The 16,409-nt window shown below is 68.8% G+C and carries 14 protein-coding genes; 7 read left to right on the forward strand and 7 right to left on the reverse strand.

Translation table 11 applies throughout. The features are described 5' to 3' along the window. Positions 1 to 167 precede the first annotated feature (167 nt). Both xylB and ASF16_RS04760 read left to right on the forward strand, forming a co-directional pair. Positions 168 to 1,664, forward strand: coding sequence for a xylulokinase (gene xylB / locus ASF16_RS04755; protein WP_056163530.1), 1,497 nt, complete (start codon positions 168 to 170; stop codon positions 1,662 to 1,664). 33 nt (positions 1,665 to 1,697) lie between these two features. Beyond that, a complete protein-coding gene (locus tag ASF16_RS04760; RefSeq protein ID WP_056163532.1) occupies positions 1,698 to 2,741 on the forward strand; it encodes a PfkB family carbohydrate kinase in 1,044 nt (347 codons plus the stop codon). A gap of 110 nt (positions 2,742 to 2,851) precedes the next feature. On the opposite strand, the gene ASF16_RS04765 is transcribed toward ASF16_RS04760, so the two are convergent. Then, positions 2,852 to 3,319, reverse strand: coding sequence for a GNAT family N-acetyltransferase (locus ASF16_RS04765; protein WP_056163534.1), 468 nt, complete (start codon positions 3,317 to 3,319; stop codon positions 2,852 to 2,854). A 257-nt stretch (positions 3,320 to 3,576) separates the two neighbouring features. On the opposite strand from ASF16_RS04765, the gene ASF16_RS04770 reads away from it, so the two are divergent. Continuing rightward, positions 3,577 to 4,629 (forward strand): hypothetical protein, encoded by a 1,053-nt coding sequence (locus ASF16_RS04770; protein ID WP_235507260.1) that lies wholly within the window; start codon positions 3,577 to 3,579, stop codon positions 4,627 to 4,629. Positions 4,630 to 4,707: 78 nt separating this feature from the next. On the opposite strand, the gene ASF16_RS04775 is transcribed toward ASF16_RS04770, so the two are convergent. Next, positions 4,708 to 6,126 carry an FAD-binding oxidoreductase gene (locus ASF16_RS04775; RefSeq protein WP_056163541.1) on the reverse strand — a complete coding sequence of 473 codons (1,419 nt, stop codon included), beginning with the start codon at positions 6,124 to 6,126 and terminating at the stop codon, positions 4,708 to 4,710. A 123-nt stretch (positions 6,127 to 6,249) separates the two neighbouring features. After that, a complete protein-coding gene (locus ASF16_RS04780; RefSeq protein WP_056163544.1) occupies positions 6,250 to 6,735 on the reverse strand; it encodes a DUF2069 domain-containing protein in 486 nt (161 codons plus the stop codon). A 21-nt stretch (positions 6,736 to 6,756) separates the two neighbouring features. On the opposite strand from ASF16_RS04780, the gene ASF16_RS04785 reads away from it, so the two are divergent. After that, positions 6,757 to 8,076, forward strand: coding sequence for a YihY family inner membrane protein (locus ASF16_RS04785; protein WP_056163547.1), 1,320 nt, complete (start codon positions 6,757 to 6,759; stop codon positions 8,074 to 8,076). A gap of 48 nt (positions 8,077 to 8,124) precedes the next feature. Here ASF16_RS04785 and ASF16_RS04790 read toward each other — a convergent pair whose 3' ends face one another. Continuing rightward, the gene (locus ASF16_RS04790; RefSeq protein WP_056163805.1) at positions 8,125 to 8,514 is read right to left on the reverse strand and encodes a DUF962 domain-containing protein; all 390 of its coding nucleotides are present in this window, start codon (positions 8,512 to 8,514) and stop codon (positions 8,125 to 8,127) included. A 202-nt stretch (positions 8,515 to 8,716) separates the two neighbouring features. On the opposite strand from ASF16_RS04790, the gene ASF16_RS04795 reads away from it, so the two are divergent. Then, entirely contained in the window at positions 8,717 to 10,039 is a 1,323-nt protein-coding gene (locus ASF16_RS04795) for a DUF418 domain-containing protein (RefSeq protein WP_082516748.1), read from the forward strand. Positions 10,040 to 10,099: 60 nt separating this feature from the next. On the opposite strand, the gene ASF16_RS04800 is transcribed toward ASF16_RS04795, so the two are convergent. Continuing rightward, positions 10,100 to 10,909: an alpha/beta fold hydrolase gene (locus ASF16_RS04800; protein ID WP_056163550.1), complete on the reverse strand. Its 810-nt coding sequence runs from the start codon at positions 10,907 to 10,909 to the stop codon at positions 10,100 to 10,102. A 5-nt stretch (positions 10,910 to 10,914) separates the two neighbouring features. After that, positions 10,915 to 12,225, reverse strand: coding sequence for an O-acetylhomoserine aminocarboxypropyltransferase (locus tag ASF16_RS04805; RefSeq protein WP_056163552.1), 1,311 nt, complete (start codon positions 12,223 to 12,225; stop codon positions 10,915 to 10,917). A gap of 153 nt (positions 12,226 to 12,378) precedes the next feature. On the opposite strand from ASF16_RS04805, the gene ASF16_RS04810 reads away from it, so the two are divergent. Continuing rightward, positions 12,379 to 12,828 (forward strand): CBS domain-containing protein, encoded by a 450-nt coding sequence (locus tag ASF16_RS04810; RefSeq protein ID WP_056163554.1) that lies wholly within the window; start codon positions 12,379 to 12,381, stop codon positions 12,826 to 12,828. Between the two features lie 75 nt (positions 12,829 to 12,903). On the opposite strand, the gene ASF16_RS04815 is transcribed toward ASF16_RS04810, so the two are convergent. Beyond that, positions 12,904 to 15,135 (reverse strand): EAL domain-containing protein, encoded by a 2,232-nt coding sequence (locus ASF16_RS04815; protein WP_056163557.1) that lies wholly within the window; start codon positions 15,133 to 15,135, stop codon positions 12,904 to 12,906. Between the two features lie 139 nt (positions 15,136 to 15,274). On the opposite strand from ASF16_RS04815, the gene aroC reads away from it, so the two are divergent. Continuing rightward, positions 15,275 to 16,372, forward strand: coding sequence for a chorismate synthase (gene aroC, locus ASF16_RS04820; protein WP_056163561.1), 1,098 nt, complete (start codon positions 15,275 to 15,277; stop codon positions 16,370 to 16,372). The last annotated feature ends 37 nt before the right edge of the window (positions 16,373 to 16,409 follow it).

A 16,409-nucleotide genomic window follows, 5' to 3' on the forward strand; every position in this document is an offset into this window, starting at 1 on the left:
GGCGTGCTTTCCGCTGACCCTCTCGCCGTGCGCAGCAATCTTCCATTTACAAGAACCTCGATCCACCATCCACCACCCACCGTTCGGGCTGAGCTTGTCGAAGCCAGGGCCCGCCACCGAGTCCGACCCTTCGCCCGCGTGCCATTCCACCGACCCCGCCATTCACCATGTACCTCGGAATCGATTTGGGCACCTCCGGTGTCAAGCTCCTGCTGCTCGACGCATCGCAGACCGTGCTGGCCACGGCCGACGCTGCCGTGCCCCAGCACCGCCCGCAGCCCACCTGGAGCGAACAGCACCCAGCCGATTGGCTCACCGCCACCGAAAGCGCCGCGGCCCAGCTGCGCGCCCAGGTGCCCGCCGCGTGGGCGCAGGTGCGCGGCATCGGCCTGTCGGGCCACATGCATGGCGCCGTGGTGCTGGGTGCACAGGGCCAGGTGCTGCGCCCCGCCATCCTGTGGAACGACGGCCGCGCCAGCGCCGAATGCGCGCAGCTCGAAGCCGCCGTGCCCACATCGCGCCAGATCACCGGCAACCTCGCCATGCCCGGCTTCACCGCGCCCAAGCTCCTGTGGCTGCGCACGCACGAGCCCGAGGTCTTCGCCAGGATCGAGCAAGTGCTGCTGCCCAAGGACTGGCTGCGCCTGCAGCTCACCGGCACGGCGGTGAGCGACATGTCCGATGCGTCCGGCACGCTGTGGCTCGACGTGGGCCGGCGCGACTGGAGCGACACCATGCTGCAGGCCAGCGGCCTCACCCGCGCGCACATGCCTGCTCTGGCCGAAGGCAGTGCGGCCAGCGGCGTGCTGCGCGATGACGTGGCCCGGCGCTGGGGGCTGCCCCTGGGCGTCGTCGTGGCCGCCGGGGCGGGCGACAACGCCGCCAGCGCCGTGGGCGTGGGCGCGCGGCAGGCGGGGCAGGGCTTCGTGTCGCTGGGCACCTCGGGCGTGGTGTTCCGCGTGACGGACGCGTTTGCGCCCGCCACCGACCGCGCGGTGCACGCATTCGCCCACGCGCTGCCAGGGCGCTGGCACCACATGTCCGTCATGCTCAGCGCGGCCAGTGCCTTCGGCTGGGTCACGCGCCTCACGGGGCAGGCGAGCGAGGCGCACCTGTCGGCCGCCGTGGGCGCGCTTTCGGCGGCACGACAGGCGCAGGCGCCCCTTTTCCTGCCGTACCTGAGCGGCGAGCGCACGCCGCACAACAACGCTGCCGCCACCGGCGTGTTCATGGGCCTCCGGGCCGAGCACGATGCGGCCGACCTGGCCTACGCGGTGATGGAGGGCGTGGGCTTTGGCCTGCTGGACGGCCTCAACGCCATGCGCGCTGCGCGCACGGCCCCGTTGGCCGCATCAGATAGCGCCGCCCTGGCCCTGGTGGGCGGCGGCGCCCGCAGCGACGCCTGGGCGCAAATGCTGGCCAGTGGCCTGGGCTGCGTACTGCACCGCCCGATGGGTGCACACGCCGCGGCTGCGCTGGGTGCCGCACGGCTCGCGGCCATGGCCTGTGGCGGCAATGACGGTCATGACGGCCATGAGGCGAATTGGTGCCAGCCGCTGCCCGCCGACGCCACCTTCACCCCGCAGGCCGCGCAGCAGGCGCTGCTGGCCGAACGCTACGCCCGCTTCGTGGCCCTGTACCCCGCGCTGCAGTCGCAGTTCTGAGCGCGTCCTTGTTTGCCCTTCATTCGCCCTGCCATGTCATCTTCTGCTCCTTCCTCCTCCTTGCCCGTTGATGCGCCTGCCGTCCAGGTCGCCGTGGCCGGCGAGGCCTTGATCGACCTGATCCGCAACCCCGACGGCACCTACCTGCCGTGCCTGGGCGGTGCGCTGTACAACCTGTGCCGCGCGCTGGCGCGCCAGGGCGTGGGCACGCAGTACCTCAACCCGCTGTCGCGCGACCGGTTCGGCCGCGAGCTGGCGGCGCAACTGCAGGGCGACGGCGTGCACCTGGCGCAGCCCGAGCCCGTGCAGCAGGTCACCTCCTTGGCCGTGGTCAACCTCGACGCGCAGGGCCACCCCGACTACGCGTTCTACCGCGACGGCGTGGCCGACCGCGCCGTGTCGGCCCACGGGCTGACAGCCGCATGCAGCGCCTTGCCCGCGCTGCAGCTGGTGTGTACCGGCGCCCTGGCGCTGGACGCGCGCGATGCTGCGGTCTACGTGCCGTGGCTGCAGGCGCAACGCGCTGCGGGGCACTGCGTGGTGGTCGACGCCAACCTGCGCCCGTCCGTCATGCCCGACCTGGCCGCCTACCGCGCACAAGTGCACGCGGCGCTGGCCGAGGCCGACATCATCAAGGCGAGCGACGAAGACCTGGAGCACCTGCAGGTGTCCGGTGCCGATGCACTGGCCCGCGCACGCCACCTGCTGGCCGCCAACCCCCGCGCCGTGCTGATGGCGCTGACCCTGGGCGGCGAGGGCGCCTGGCTGCTGCACAAGAACGGCGGCCAGTGGTTCGCCAAAGAGGCCCAGCCGCTGGCCGTGGTGGACACGGTGGGCGCGGGCGACAGTTTTCTGGCGGGCTTGCTCGCGCACCTGCTGCAGCGGTCGCAGGCGGGCGGGGCTGCTGACGGTGGCTTTGCGGCGTGGCTGAATGGCCTGTCTGCAGATGCGTGCCAGGCAGCTTTGCGCCACGCCCTGGCCAGCGCCAGCCTGTGCGTGATGGAGCGCGGCTGCGTGCCGCCCAGCTGGCAGGCTGCACAGGCGCGGGCGGCGCAATACCCGGCGCTGGCGCGGTAGCACACGGCGATTTTTTGAATGAAAGTTGCTCTACCGCTTGATGAGAAAGCGGTAGAGGCTATCAATTCAATAGCAATTGCAGTCCGTTTGAAACGGCTGCGGTCTGCCGGTCAAAGCTCCTGCGCATACACGATGAAGCCGTGGTGCTTGGCCATCTTGTCGTACAGCATGCGCCCGGCCGCATTGGTCTCGTGCGTCTGCCAATACACGCGCGACGACCTGGCGGCCCGCGCTGCGGCGTACACCGCGTCGATGAGCGCACGCCCCACGCCCCGGCCCCGCGCAGTTTCGCGCGTGAACAGGTCGCTCAGGTAGCACACGGGCTCGATGCGCGTCATGCTGCGGTGAAACACGCAGTGCGCCAGGCCCAGTAGCTCGCCGCTGGCGTCGTCCTGTGCCACCAGGCACCACATCGGCTCCGACTCGTCATGAAACCGCTGCCATGTGGTCTGGGTGATGTGCTCGGGCAGCGCGGTGGCGCCAAAGCGGCCGTAGAACCCGTTGTAGCCGTCCCAGAGCGGGCGCCAGGCGGCGTAGTCGGTGGGCTGCAGGGGGCGTACTGAAAATGCGTGGTTCATGGGCAGCTTGGCAGTGTTGCAGGTAGTTATTTTGGCGCAGGCAGTGCTCGAACATTGCATAGCCGCCAGCGATTTGCCTGCAGGGTACAAGGGCGAAAGTTGATGCGATCGTGACGGTGGGTGCGGCTCTTGCCAAGGCACGGGGCGGCAGCGTTGCGCGCTCGCATACGATGTGCGCTGGATTGCATTCCCTTCCTTTTTTTGCGTTCTGCCCAGTCATGAGCTATGTCCTGCACCTTTGGCGCCATCCCGTTCCTGTGTCCAGCGAGGACGCGCAAGCCATGCTGCGCGACCTGCGCCAGCAACTGAGCTTCAGCCCCGATGCTGCTGCGGGCCAACTGCTGGAGGCCATCGCATCCGCACTGCCCCCGGACGGCGAGCCGGACGACTACTGGACCGAAATCCCGGAGCCAGACCCCTTTGCATTGGTGCAAAGTCTCAGTCCCTCGGTGGCCGAGCTGGAGGTCGTACTGCCGGTGATCGAGAAGACGGCCATTGCGCTGGGCTGGGTGGTTTTTGATCCACAGAGCGGGCAGGTGCACACGCCCTCCGGGCAGGTGATCGGCCCTGCCGGGGCCGGCCCGGCCGTGGCGGATGTGCCTGTGTCGCCGGATCTCGACGTGTCACCCTCGGCGCGCAGCCGCTGGGTGCAGCAATCGCTGGAGCCCTTGTTTGCGCAGCGGGGATGGCGCAAGCTGCGGGGCGAAACCTGGTTCCAGAAAAAGCTGCCTGTGGGCGAGGCGCTGGTTTACTCGAAAATGGTGCGGGACACCTTGCACCACGGCGTGTGGATACGCCTTGCGATGCCCTCCCACCTGCAGCACGCGCTCAATATGGATGGCGGGCCAGACTTTACGGTGTCCCTGCAGCACTTCGCGCAGACGCACAGACTGCCCTTCACTTACCTGGAGCCGCCACCACTTTTCAAGCAACGGGCGGGAGGGGTGACCTACGAGTTGCCCATGGGCAGCGCAGACAGTGCTGCCACGCGCCGCGATGAGCTGGCAGCGTTGTACGACGGGCCCGTGCTGGACTGGCTGGACCAACTGCACACCCTGCAGGATCTGGACAGATGGGCCAACCGCGTGCCGGATGAAGAATGCCCCTTCGTGGGTCTGCGCCAACGCAGCGCCTACCGCTTGCTGAACCACCACCCTGATCTGCTGGTGGCTGCCGCAGTCAACGCCCCTGACTTCGAGCAACGCGCGCTGGAGCGGTATGCCCTGTACGAGGCCGATGCCTTTGGCCAGGGGTTGTTGCCACCTCTGCGCAAGCTGCTGGCTGCCTGCGGCCTGCACTTTGCACGCTGATGCAGCTGATGCAGAGCTGATGGTTGGGCGCCGCCTGCTGCACGCCGATGGACGCGGCGGGACAGCCGCTTGGTTTCGTCAGGCCTGCAGCACCCGCCCGGGGTTCATGATCCCCTGCGGGTCCAGTGCCGTCTTGATGGCGCGCATCATGCCCAGCGCCACCGGCGACTGGTACTTGGCCAGCTTGTCGGCCTTCAGCTCGCCGATGCCGTGTTCGGCCGAGAACGAGCCGCCGAACTCTGCCACGGCTTCGTAGACCAAGTGGTTCACCTGCGCTTCGTGGTCGCGCAGGAAGGCCTTGGTATCGCCTTCTGCGGGCGCCTGCACGTTGTAGTGCAGGTTGCCGTCGCCCAGGTGGCCGAAGTTGACCAGGCGCACGCCCGGGATCTCGCGCTGCAGCACCGCGTCGGTGTGTGCCACGAACGCGGGGATGCGCGAGATCTGCACCGAGATGTCGTGCTTGATGTTCAGGCCCTCTTCGGCCTGGGCGAGCGGAATGTTCTCGCGGATGTGCCAGAGCTGGTTCGCCTGCGTGAGGTTCTCGGCCACCACGGCGTCGGTCACGCAGCCTGCTTCGAACGCGGTTTCCAGCAGCGATTCGAAGCGGCCGCGCGCGTGTTCTTCGGATTCGCTGTCGGAGTTTTCGAGCAGCACGCACCAGGGCGCGTTCTCGTCGCCGAGGAACGGCACGCGCAGCTGCGGCATGTGCTTGCCCACCAGGCTGAGCGCGAACTGGCCCATCACCTCAAAGCCCGTCAGGCCCGCGCCCAGCTGCTTGTGGGCCAGGCCCAGCAGCTCGACCGCGTGCTCCATCGACGGCACGGCAGCCCAGGCGGTAAGGCGTGCGGCGGGTGCGGGGTACAGCTTGAGCGTGGCGGCGGTGATGATGCCCAGCGTGCCTTCGCTGCCGATGAACAGGTCGCGCAGGTCGTAGCCGGTGTTGTCCTTGCGCAGGCCTTTGAGGCCGTCCCACACCTCGCCCTGCGGGGTGACGACTTCGAGGCCCAGGCACAGCTCGCGGGCGTTGCCGTAGCGCACGACCTGCGTGCCGCCGGCATTGGTGCCCAGGTTGCCACCGATGGTGCAACTGCCCTCGGCCGCGAGCGACAGCGGGAACAGCAGGTCCGCCTTCTCGGCCACGTCCTGCAGGTTCTGCAGGATGCAGCCGGCTTCCACCGTCATGGTGAGGTTGTCAGTGTCCACGCTGCGCACCGCGTTCATGCGCGAGAGGCTCAGCACGACCTGCGTGCCCGAATCGTCGGGCGTGGAGCCCACGGCCAGCCCGGTGTTGCCGCCCTGCGGGACGATCGCCGTGCCGCTGGCGGCGCAGGCCTTGACCACGGCGGCCACTTCGGGCGTGCTAGCAGGGCGCACCACGGCCAGGGCCTTGCCGCGCACACGGCGGCGCCAGTCCTGCTCCCAGGCGGTGAGGTCGCCTTCGGTGATCACATGGGCGGGGCCGACGATGGCGCGCAGGGTGTCAAGCAAAGTGGTCATGGCAGAGCTTCTTCAAAAATCAGGAAAAAAGGTGTGGCAGCGGTGGCATCGGTCGAAGCGGTGACGGCAGCAGCATCCACGGTGTTGTACGGCATCGACGGCATCAACCTGCGTTGACAGGCATCAAGGCGCAGAGGTGGCCGCAGGGACTGCCGCCGCAGCTGCTGCTGCTGCAGCCGCCGCCTTGGCATTGCGCTGGCGCAGCCGCACGTGCAGCGTGCACGCGGTGAAGAGCACCAGGCACAGCGCCACCTCGGCCCAGGCGAGCCACTGCGACGGCGGCTTGTCGCTCCAGCCGCGCACCACGCCTTCGATGAAGTACAGCCAGATCACCAGGCTGACCCAGCGGTAGGTGTACATGCGGTTCTTGAGCACGCCCGCCAGCGGAATGCACAGCGGCAGCGCCTTGAGCGCCAGCCACGAGCCGCCGGGGCGCAGCGGTGCCAGCACCAGCTCCCAGGCCAGGCACAGCGCGATCAGCCCCAGCAGGCAGCCGGTGGCAACCCAGCGCGTGGCGGCCACGGCGTTGTCGGTGGGAGCTGCGGGCAGCGCAGTGGCTGGCAGGAGATGCGTGGAGGCGGTGGCGGGGGCGGCAGGGGAGGGCGTCATTGGGGTGGCATCATATCGGCCATGCCCTTCTCCTTACAGGCAGTAGCGTCGCGCTTCGAAGCGCTGATGACCGAGCTGTCCCACTTTCCCTGGAGAACCACCGCGCAGACCTTGCGCGAGCGGTTCCGCGAAGACCACCTGGGCCTGACCGCCAGCAGCCTGACCTTCACCACCATTTTGGCGCTGGTGCCATTCTTCACCGTAGCGCTGGCGGTGTTCACCGCCTTCCCCATCTTCGGCAAGCTGCAGGATGCGCTGCAAGGCTGGCTGGTGACCAGTCTGGTGCCCGACAGCATCGCGCGCCAGGTGCTGGGCTACCTGAACCAGTTTGCCGCCAAGGCCAGCGGGCTGGGGGTGGCGGGCTTTTCGATCTTGCTGGCCACGGCGCTGGCGCTGATCCTCACCATTGACCGCACGCTCAACGACATCTGGCGCGTGCAGCGGCTGCGGCCGCTGGGGCAGCGGGTGCTGATCTACTGGGCCGCCATCACGCTGGGCCCGCTGCTGATGGGCGCGAGCCTGGCGGTCACGTCGTATGTGATGTCGGCATCTGGCGGGTTGGTGCGGCGCCTGCCGGACGGGGTGCAGTTGCTGTTCGACTCCATCCAGTTCGTGGTGCTGGCGGGCGGCATGGCGTCGCTGTACCACTATGTGCCCAACACGCCGGTGAAGTGGCGGCACGCGTGGACGGGCGGTTTCTTCGTGTCGGTGTGCATCGAGCTGGCCAAGAAGGTGCTGGCGCTGTACCTGGGCAGCGTGCCGACGTACTCGGTGGTGTACGGCGCATTCGCCACGCTGCCCATCCTGCTGGTGTGGATCTACGTGGCCTGGGTCATCGTGCTGCTGGGGGCGGTGGTGACGGCCTACCTGCCCAGCCTGCTGGCCGGCGTGGCACGGCGGGCCACGGTGGCGGGGTGGAATTTTCAGCTGGCCATCGAGGTGCTGCAGGAGCTGCATCGCGCGCGCAGCCAGCCCATGAAGGGCCTGCGGCCGAGCCAGCTGGCGCAGCTGCTGCGGGTGGACGTGCTGCAGCTCGAGCCCGTGCTGGAGGCGCTAACGGCGCTGGACTGGGTGGGCGAGCTGACCGAGGCCGCCGTGAGCGCGTCCGACGTGCCCGAGCCGCGCTGGGTGCTGCTGGCCGACCCGGCACGCACACTGCTGGCCCCCTTGGCCGAAAAGCTGCTGATCGAGCGCGCGCCGAGTCTGGCACCGTTGTGGGAGCGCTCAGGGCTCGACCGGCTGTTCATGGCAGACGTGCTGGGCGATGCGGCCGAGGATGCGGTGGTGGCGGCGTTGGCGCTCCCAGCCACCCGGTCGTTCCAGTCGTTTGCTATCAAATAAATAGCTGCTGGCGCTTGTTGGATGAGCGGCAGGGGCTTTTTTGCCTGATCAGAAGCGCACCTTGCCCGTCCAGATGTCCTTGTACATCACCCAGTCGCCCATGAAGCTGTAGAGCGGCCGCTTGAAGCTGGCGGGCTTGTTCTTCTCGAAGCCGAAGTGCCCGACCCACGCGAACCCGTAGCCGCACAGCAGGCCGTACAGCAGGTACTGGGGCTGGCCCGTGACTACCAGCGCGGCCAGAAACGCCAGGCTGAGCGTGGAGCCCACGAAGTGCAGGCGCCGGCAGGTGCGGTTGCTGTGCTCGCTGAGGTAGAAGGGGTAGAACTCCGCAAAGCTCTTGAAGCTGCGCGGGTCGGTGCCGGCCGTGGAGGCGGGCGTGGGTGCAGGCGTGGCTTCAGGCGTAGCTTCAGGCGTAGGTGTCGGGGCGCTGACATGCATCGTTGTCTCCTGGTGGTGGTCCACGGCCTGTCACCGACGCTCTTGCACAATCGCTGCAGGCTCTGTGCGCTTTATACGCCTGCGCGCCCGCCAGCGGGTGCCGCCTTGGAGACGCGGGCAGGGCGGCGTGACCGCGCTGGTCGGCCGGTCCGTCCACCCCACAATTTCCAGGTTTTGGAGCGAATGCTTTGAATGCCGCCAGATGATCACCAACTTGCCCGCCGACCCACCGCCCTCGCATCCGCCTGCCAGTACCTTCGCCCCCCAGGACGGTGGCATCGACCCGCACCCCGAGCCTAACCCCCGCGTTGAACTCGGCCCCCACCGCGAACACGCTATCGACGCGCTGCGCGGCTTTGCGCTCCTGGGCATCCTCATCGTCAACTCGGGCAGCTTCGCGTCCACCTACTTTGGCCTGGGCGTGTTCGAGCCCGCGTTTTCCCGGCCTGTGGACCAAGTGGTGCGCTGGCTCGTGAGTTTTTTCTTCGAGACCAAGTTCTACCTGCTGTTCTCGCTGCTGTTCGGCTACAGCTTTGCGTTGCAGATGGAGTCGGCCCAGCGCGCAGGCGCTGCGTTCGGGCCGCGGTTTTTGCGGCGCTTGCTGGGCCTGTTGGTGCTGGGCGTGGCGCATGCGTGGCTGCTGTATGCGGGCGATATCCTGGTGACGTACGCCGTGCTGGGTTTGCTGCTGCTGGCGCTGCACAAGCTTCGGCCGGGCAGTGCGGTGGCGTTGGCGCTGGTGTTGCTGGCGCTGGTGTCGGCAGGCTGGGGCTTGATCGCCTGGGGCTTTGCGCAGGCCCCGATGGCAGAGGTGCCGTTGGCAGAGCTGCAGGCCAAGGCGCAACTGGCGGCCGATGCCTACCGTGCCAGCGCTGGGGACGCCATCTTGCAGCGGGGGCGCGACATGGCCGACGGTGTGTGGTTCGTGCTGGTGTTCGTGCAGGGGCCGTGCGCGTTGGCGATGTTTTTGCTGGGGCTGGCGGCGCGGCGTTCGGGCTATCTGGCTGCGGTGGCGCAGCAGCCTGCGCGGCTTGTGCGCTGGATGGCGTGCTGCCTGCCGATCGGGTTCGCAGGGGCTTTCGTGTACGCGTGGGGCCAAAGCAGCGGCACCCGCCAGAGCGACCATGTGGCGGCCGCTGCGCTCGCGGTGGACCTGGCCACGTCGCCTTTTCTCAGCCTGGGCTATGCCGCTGCGCTGTTGTGGGTGCTGCAGCGCGGGCCGCTGGGTCGCCGGCTGGGCGCGGCCCTGGCGCCCGCAGGCCGCATGGCGCTGTCGAACTACCTGCTGCAGTCGGTGGTGGGGGCCGTGGTGTTCACGGCCTATGGCTTCGCGCTGGTGGGGCAGGTGTCGCCGCTGGTGGTGCTGCTGGGCTGCGTGGCGCTGTACGCGGCGCAACTGGCGCTCAGTCGCTGGTGGATGGCGCAGCACGCCTACGGCCCGGTGGAATGGGGCCTGCGTGCGTTCACTCTGCTGCGCAGGCCCGCGTGGCGGCGCGACAGGCTCGCCGGAGACGCCCGAGAGTAAGCGCGTCTGGCGCGCACGGGGCCGTGTACTGCGTTACCGGCCCAGGCCCGATGGGCGGGCCTACTTCGCGAGGAAGTCGCGGATGGCCATCAGCGTCTCGTCGGGCGCCTCGCTCATCTGGTTGTGGCCCACGGGCAGGCTGGTGGTCTGCACCACCTTGCCGGCAGCGCGCGCGGCGGCCACCAGGCCCTGGGCGGCCTTGGGCGCGGTCATCTGGTCCTGCGCGCCCAGGGCGAACAGCACCGGGCACTGCACGGCCGCCATGGCCTGCTCGCCGTTGGCATAGCTGTCGCACGCCACGAAGCCGCGGTGGAACACGTTGACGGCAGTGTTGCTGCGCATCACCTTGCGGCCCAGCGCCATGCCCGCGTTGTAGACCCAGAAGCCCGCGCCCGACGGCGGCGCCAGCGTGCTGCGCGAGAACACGTTGACCATGCGCAGCGCCTTCTCGGGCTCGTTCAGCGCGGCGTCGATCAGTGCGGGCGACACCTTCATCGGGTAGGCCGTGCCCACCAGCACCAAATGGCTCACACGCGCGCCCAGGCGGGCTGCGGCTTCCAGCGCGATCAGCGAGCCGAAGCTGTGGCCCACCAGCGCCGCACGCTGCAGGCCTGCCGCATCGAGCAGGGCGGCGATGAAGTCCGCGCCGGCCTCCACGGTGGCCGGCGCCTCGCCCGCGCTGCGGCAGTGGCCGGGCAGGTCCACCGCCAGCACGTTCCAGCCGTGATTGGCCATGTAGCGGCTTTGCATGGCCCACACGCTGTGGTCGTTCAACACGCCGTGGATGAACACCACGGTGGGCTTGGCGGCGTCGAAGGGCTTGCCGCCGGTGTAGCAGTAGGTGGTACTGCCGTTGACTTGGATCTGCATGGTGATCAGGCCCCCGCTTTTTCTGCGGCCTTGAGGGCGCGCTTCAAGTCGTCGATCAGGTCGTCGGCATCTTCGAGACCGATGGACAGGCGGATCGTGCCCTGCGTGATGCCGGCGTTCACCAGCGCCTCGTCGCTCATCCGGAAGTGCGTGGTGCTGGCCGGGTGGATCACCAGGCTGCGGCAGTCGCCCACGTTGGCCAGGTGGCTGAAGACCTTGAGCGTCTCGATGAACTTCTTGCCCTGCTCGCGGTTGCCCTTGAGGTCGAAGCTGAACACCGAGCCCGCGCCGCGCGGCAGCAGCTTTTGCGCCAGGGCGTGGCTTGCATGCGACTCCAGCATGGGGTGGCCCACGCGCGAGACGAAGGGTTGGCTGGCCAGGAACTCGACCACGCGCGCCGTGTTGCGCATGTGCCGCTCCATGCGCAGCGGCAGGGTCTCGATGCCCTGCAGGATGAGCCAGGCGGTGTGCGGGCTCATGCACGCGCCGAAGTCGCGCAGCCCCTCGCGCCGCGCGCGCAGCAGGAACGCGCCCACCGAGCTTTCCTCGCTGAACACCATGTTGTGAAAGCCTTCGTAGGGCGCAGTGAGCTCGGCGAACTTGCCCGCCGAGCGCGGACCGTCCCAGTCGAAGCTGCCGCCATCGACCACGATGCCGCCCACCACCGTGCCGTGGCCCGACAGGAACTTGGTGGCCGAGTGGTAGACCAGGTCGGCACCCAGCTCCAGCGGCTTCATGAGCCAGGGCGAGGTGAGGGTCGAGTCCACCAGCAGCGGCACGCCCGCCTCGTGCGCGATCGCGCTGATGGTGGGGATGTCCAGCACATCGAGGCCCGGGTTGCCCACCGTCTCGCCGAAGAAGAGCTTGGTGTTGGGCTGCACGGCCGCGCGCCAGCCGTCGATGTCGCCGGGCTTGACGAAGGTGGTGTCGATGCCGAAGCGCGACAGCGTGTAGTGCAGCAGGTTCTGCGATCCGCCGTACAGCGCCGTGCTGGCCACGATGTGGCTGCCCGCACCCATCAGCGTGCAGATGGCCAGGTGCAACGCCGCCTGCCCGCTGGCGGTGGCAATCGCCCCCACGCCGCCTTCCAGGGCCGAGACGCGCTGCTCGAGCACCGCATTGGTGGGGTTGCTGATGCGGCTGTAGACGTGGCCGGGCCGCTCCAGGTTGAAGAGCGAGGCCGCGTGGTCGCTCGACTCGAACACGAACGACGTGGTCAGGTGGATGGGCACGGCGCGTGCGCCGGTGGCGGGGTCAGGCGTGGCGCCAGCGTGCAGCGCAAGCGTGTCGAAGCCGGGGTCGGAGTAGCCGGGCATGTGGTTTGTCTCCCAGAGGGTCAGGCGGATGTTCTGAATCCATGTCCTGCACAGTTGCTTGCGGGACAGGGCACGCGGCATTGTGGGCTATATTTGGTGGCAGACCTGTGCAGCGCGCGACGCGCTCTTTTCGCCTTCCCGGAGACCTACACCATGAAAGTCAGCGACATCCTTCGCGTCAAGGGCAACACCTTGTACACCGTCACCCCCGAGGAGCCGCTGGCCGACGCCGTGAACCTGATGGCCGAGCGCGACATCGGCTCGCTGGTGGTCATGGAGCTGGGTGACCTGGTGGGCATGCTCACCTTCCGCGAGGTGATCCAGGCCATCGTGAAAAACGGCGGCAGCGTGGGCACCATGCAGGTCCGCTCGGCCATGGACGATGCGCCCCTGACCTGCACGATGGAAACCGAGATGGACGAAGTGCGCCGCATGATGCTGGACCGCCACGCACGCTACATGCCGGTGATGGACCGCCGCATGCTGATGGGCGTGATCAGCTTCTACGACGTGGCCAAGGCCGTGGTGGACAGCCAGAACTTCGAGAACAAGATGCTCAAGGCCTACATCCGCGACTGGCCCGAGGACGAATCCGGCGGCTGATGCCGGGGGGCAGGGCATTGCCCCTGCACCCTGCGGCCCCAGCCTTGTTGTTCGCGGGCTGCGGTGGCGTCTTCGTCAGCGCTTGTGCGGTGCCTGCGCGCACAGCCAGGCCTCGATCTCGTCGGGCGGCATCGGCTTGCCGAACAGGTAGCCCTGCATCACCGGGCACCCGTGGGCCTGCAGCCACTGCTGCTGGCCGGGTGTCTCCACCCCTTCGGCCACCACCGCCATGCCCAGGCTGTGGGCAATGCTCAGCACCGACACCGTGAGCGCGCGCGCCGTGGGGCTGGTGGTGAGGTCCCGCACGAAGGCCATGTCCAGCTTCAGCTCCGAAATCGGCAGGCGGTGCAGGTAGCTCAACGACGAGTAGCCGGTGCCGAAGTCGTCCAGCGACAGCCTGAACCCCCGGCTGTGCAGGGTGTCGATGTTGGTCCGCGTCATGGGGCGCGCGTCCATCATCACGCTTTCGGTGATCTCCAGCAGCACGTCGCCGGTGCGCAGGCCGTGGCGCGCCAGCGCCTCGCAGACCTGCTGCGCGAACTCGGGCTGGTGAAAGCTGCGCCCCGACAGGTTGACCGCGACGCAGGGCACGTCATGCCCCGCGGCACGCCAGGCGGCCAGCTGTGCGCAGGCCTGGTCGAGCAGCCACAGCGTCAGCTCGTGGATCAGCCCCGCCTCTTCGGCCACCGCGATGAACCGGCCGGGCGGCACCATGCCCCAGTCGGCATGGTGCCAGCGCGCCAGCGCTTCCACCCCGTGCAGGGTGCCGGGTGAGCTGCTGAGCACCTGCGGCTGGTAGTGCAGCGTGATGCCGCTGCGCTCGGCCATCGCCTGGCGCAGCGCGCGCTCCACGGCCACGCGCTCCTGGGCGTGCCGGTTCATCTCGGCACTGAACAGCTGCAGGCTGTGCCGGTGGTCGCTCTTGGCCTGGTACATCGCCTGGTCGGCGTGGCGCAGCAAGGTGTCGATGCTTTCGCCGTCGCCGGGGAACATGGCGATGCCGATGCTGGCGTGGCAGACGTGCGCCTGGCCCTCGATGTCCATGGGCGCTGCCACGGCCTCCAGCAAGGAGCGGGCCGTCTGCACGGCGCGGTCGGTGTCGCATTCGGGCAGCAGCAGCACGAACTCGTCGGCCGCCAACCGGCCGATCAGGTCGTGCTCTCGCAGCGCACGGGACAGCCGCCGGGCGACCTCGCACAGCACGGCGTCTCCGGCAGCGTGCCCTTGGGTGTCGTTGACCTGCTTGAACCGGTCCAGGTCCACGAACAGCACGGCGCCGCCGTGCCGGGCAGCCTGCAGCTGGGCGAGCCGGTGCTCTGCGCTGTCGTGGAACAGTGCGCGGTTGGGCAGACCGGTGAGGGCGTCGAAGAACGCCAGCTGGTGCAGGCGCTGGCGGGTGGCGTTGCGCTCGATGGCCAGTGCGCACAGGTGCAGGCACATGTCCACCAGCCGCTCGTGCAGGGCATCGGGCTGGCGGGGCTCGCGAAAGTAGAACGCGAGCGTGCCGGCGACCTTGCCCTGGTGGTCGCAGATGGGGCTGGACCAGCACGCCTTGAAGCCGCTGGCGAGGTAGAGCGCGCGGTCCTGGTCCGTCCACAGCGGGTCGGTCGCGATGTCGGTGGTGAGCACCGGCTCGCGCCGGTAGGCGGCGGTACCGCACGAGCCGGCACTGGGGCCGATGGGCAGGCCGTCGATGGCCCGGCTGATGGCGGCGGGCAGGCCCGGTGCGGCCAGCGGGCGCAGACGGCCCTGGTCATCCACCGCCAGCACCGAGGCCGTGACCTCGGGGGCGATGCGTTCCACCTCGTCGCACAGCAAGGCCATGAGCCCGGACAGGGGCAGCTCGTTGACCAGGCCTTCCAGCACGCGCTTTTGCAGCATCTCGTGCATCTTGGTGAGCGTGATGTCGGTGAGGACGGTGATGCTGCCGCCGGGCCCGCCCGAGGCCTCGTCGGAGGCATTGATCATCATCGACACCCAGCGCGGCTGGCCCGACTTGCTGTACAGCAGCGTCTCCACATGGAACGAGCCGCTCGTGCCCAGGCTGCCGCGGATCTGCCCGAGCAGGTCGGGGTCGGAGCGCGGGCCGATGAGCACGTGGCTGAGGTTGCGCCCCAGCACTTCGTGGGCTTCAAAGCCGAACAGGCGGGCGAAGCCCTCGTTCACATACACCACCAGCCGCTCGCTGTTGCTCATCACGATGGCGTTGTCGCTGTCGTCGAGCGCCTTGCGCAAGGGCGCATCGGCCAGCCAGGCGGTGGGGGAGGGGCTTGGGATGCCGGGGCTCGGCGGGGCGGAGGTGGGCATGGAGGTCCCGGTGATCGTGCTGCGATGCTAGCAAGCGCGCAGGACAATGCCAAGGCCGCCAGCGTGGCCGCGCGTTGGCGCGGCGCGCCCAGGCCACACCCGGACTTTGGCGGCCTCTGCTCTGGGATAATCCTGCGCCATGAGCGGCAACACCTTCGGATCCCTATTCGCAGTCACCAACTTTGGTGAATCCCACGGCCCGGCCATTGGCTGCGTGATCGACGGCTGTCCGCCCGGCATGCCGCTGACCGAAGCCGACATCCAGGCCGACCTGGACCGCCGCCGCCCCGGCACCAGCCGCCACGTCACCCAGCGCAACGAGCCCGACGCGGTGGAGATCCTCTCGGGCGTGTACGAGGGCAAGACCACCGGCACGCCGATCGCGCTGTTGATCCGCAACACCGACCAGCGCAGCAAGGACTACAGCAACATCGCCGAGAGCTTTCGCCCCGGCCATGCCGACTACACCTACTGGCACAAGTACGGCATCCGCGACCCGCGCGGCGGCGGCCGGTCGTCGGCGCGCTTGACAGCGCCCACCGTGGCCGCCGGCGCCGTGGCCAAGAAGTGGCTGGCGCAGCGCTACGGCGTGCAGTTCCGGGCGTGCATGACGCAACTGGGCGAGCTGGCCATTCCGTTCGAGAGCTGGGACCACGTGCGCAGCAACCCCTTCTTCGCCCCCGTGGCCGACGTGGCGCAGTACGAGGACTACATGGACGCGCTGCGCAAGGCGGGCGATTCGTGCGGGGCCCGCATCCGCGTGCAGGCCACCGGCGTGCCCGTGGGCCTGGGCGAGCCGCTGTACGACAAGCTCGACGCCGACATCGCCTACGCCATGATGGGCCTCAATGCCGTCAAGGGCGTGGAGATCGGCGCCGGCTTTGCCAGCGTGGCGCAGCGCGGCACCACCCACGGCGACTCGATGACGCCCGGCGGGTTTCGCACCAACAACTCCGGCGGCGTGCTGGGCGGCATCAGCACCGGGCAGGACCTGGAGGTGAGCATTGCGATCAAGCCCACCAGCTCGATCATCAGCCCGCGCGAGTCCATCGACGTGCACGGCCAGAGCACCGAGGTCATCACCAAGGGCCGCCACGACCCCTGCGTGGGCATCCGCGCAGCACCCATCGCCGAGGCCCTGCTGGCGCTGGTGGTGATGGACCACGCACTGCGCCACCGCGCACAGTGCGCCGACGTGGCGCCGCCCGTGCCGCCGATCCAGGCGTCGTTCCTGTAGCCGCGGCGCAGCGTCGCCGCACCTTGGCGTCGGGCGG

It is taken from the genome of Acidovorax sp. Leaf78, from assembly GCF_001422735.1.
GTDB lineage: Bacteria > Pseudomonadota > Gammaproteobacteria > Burkholderiales > Burkholderiaceae_C > Acidovorax.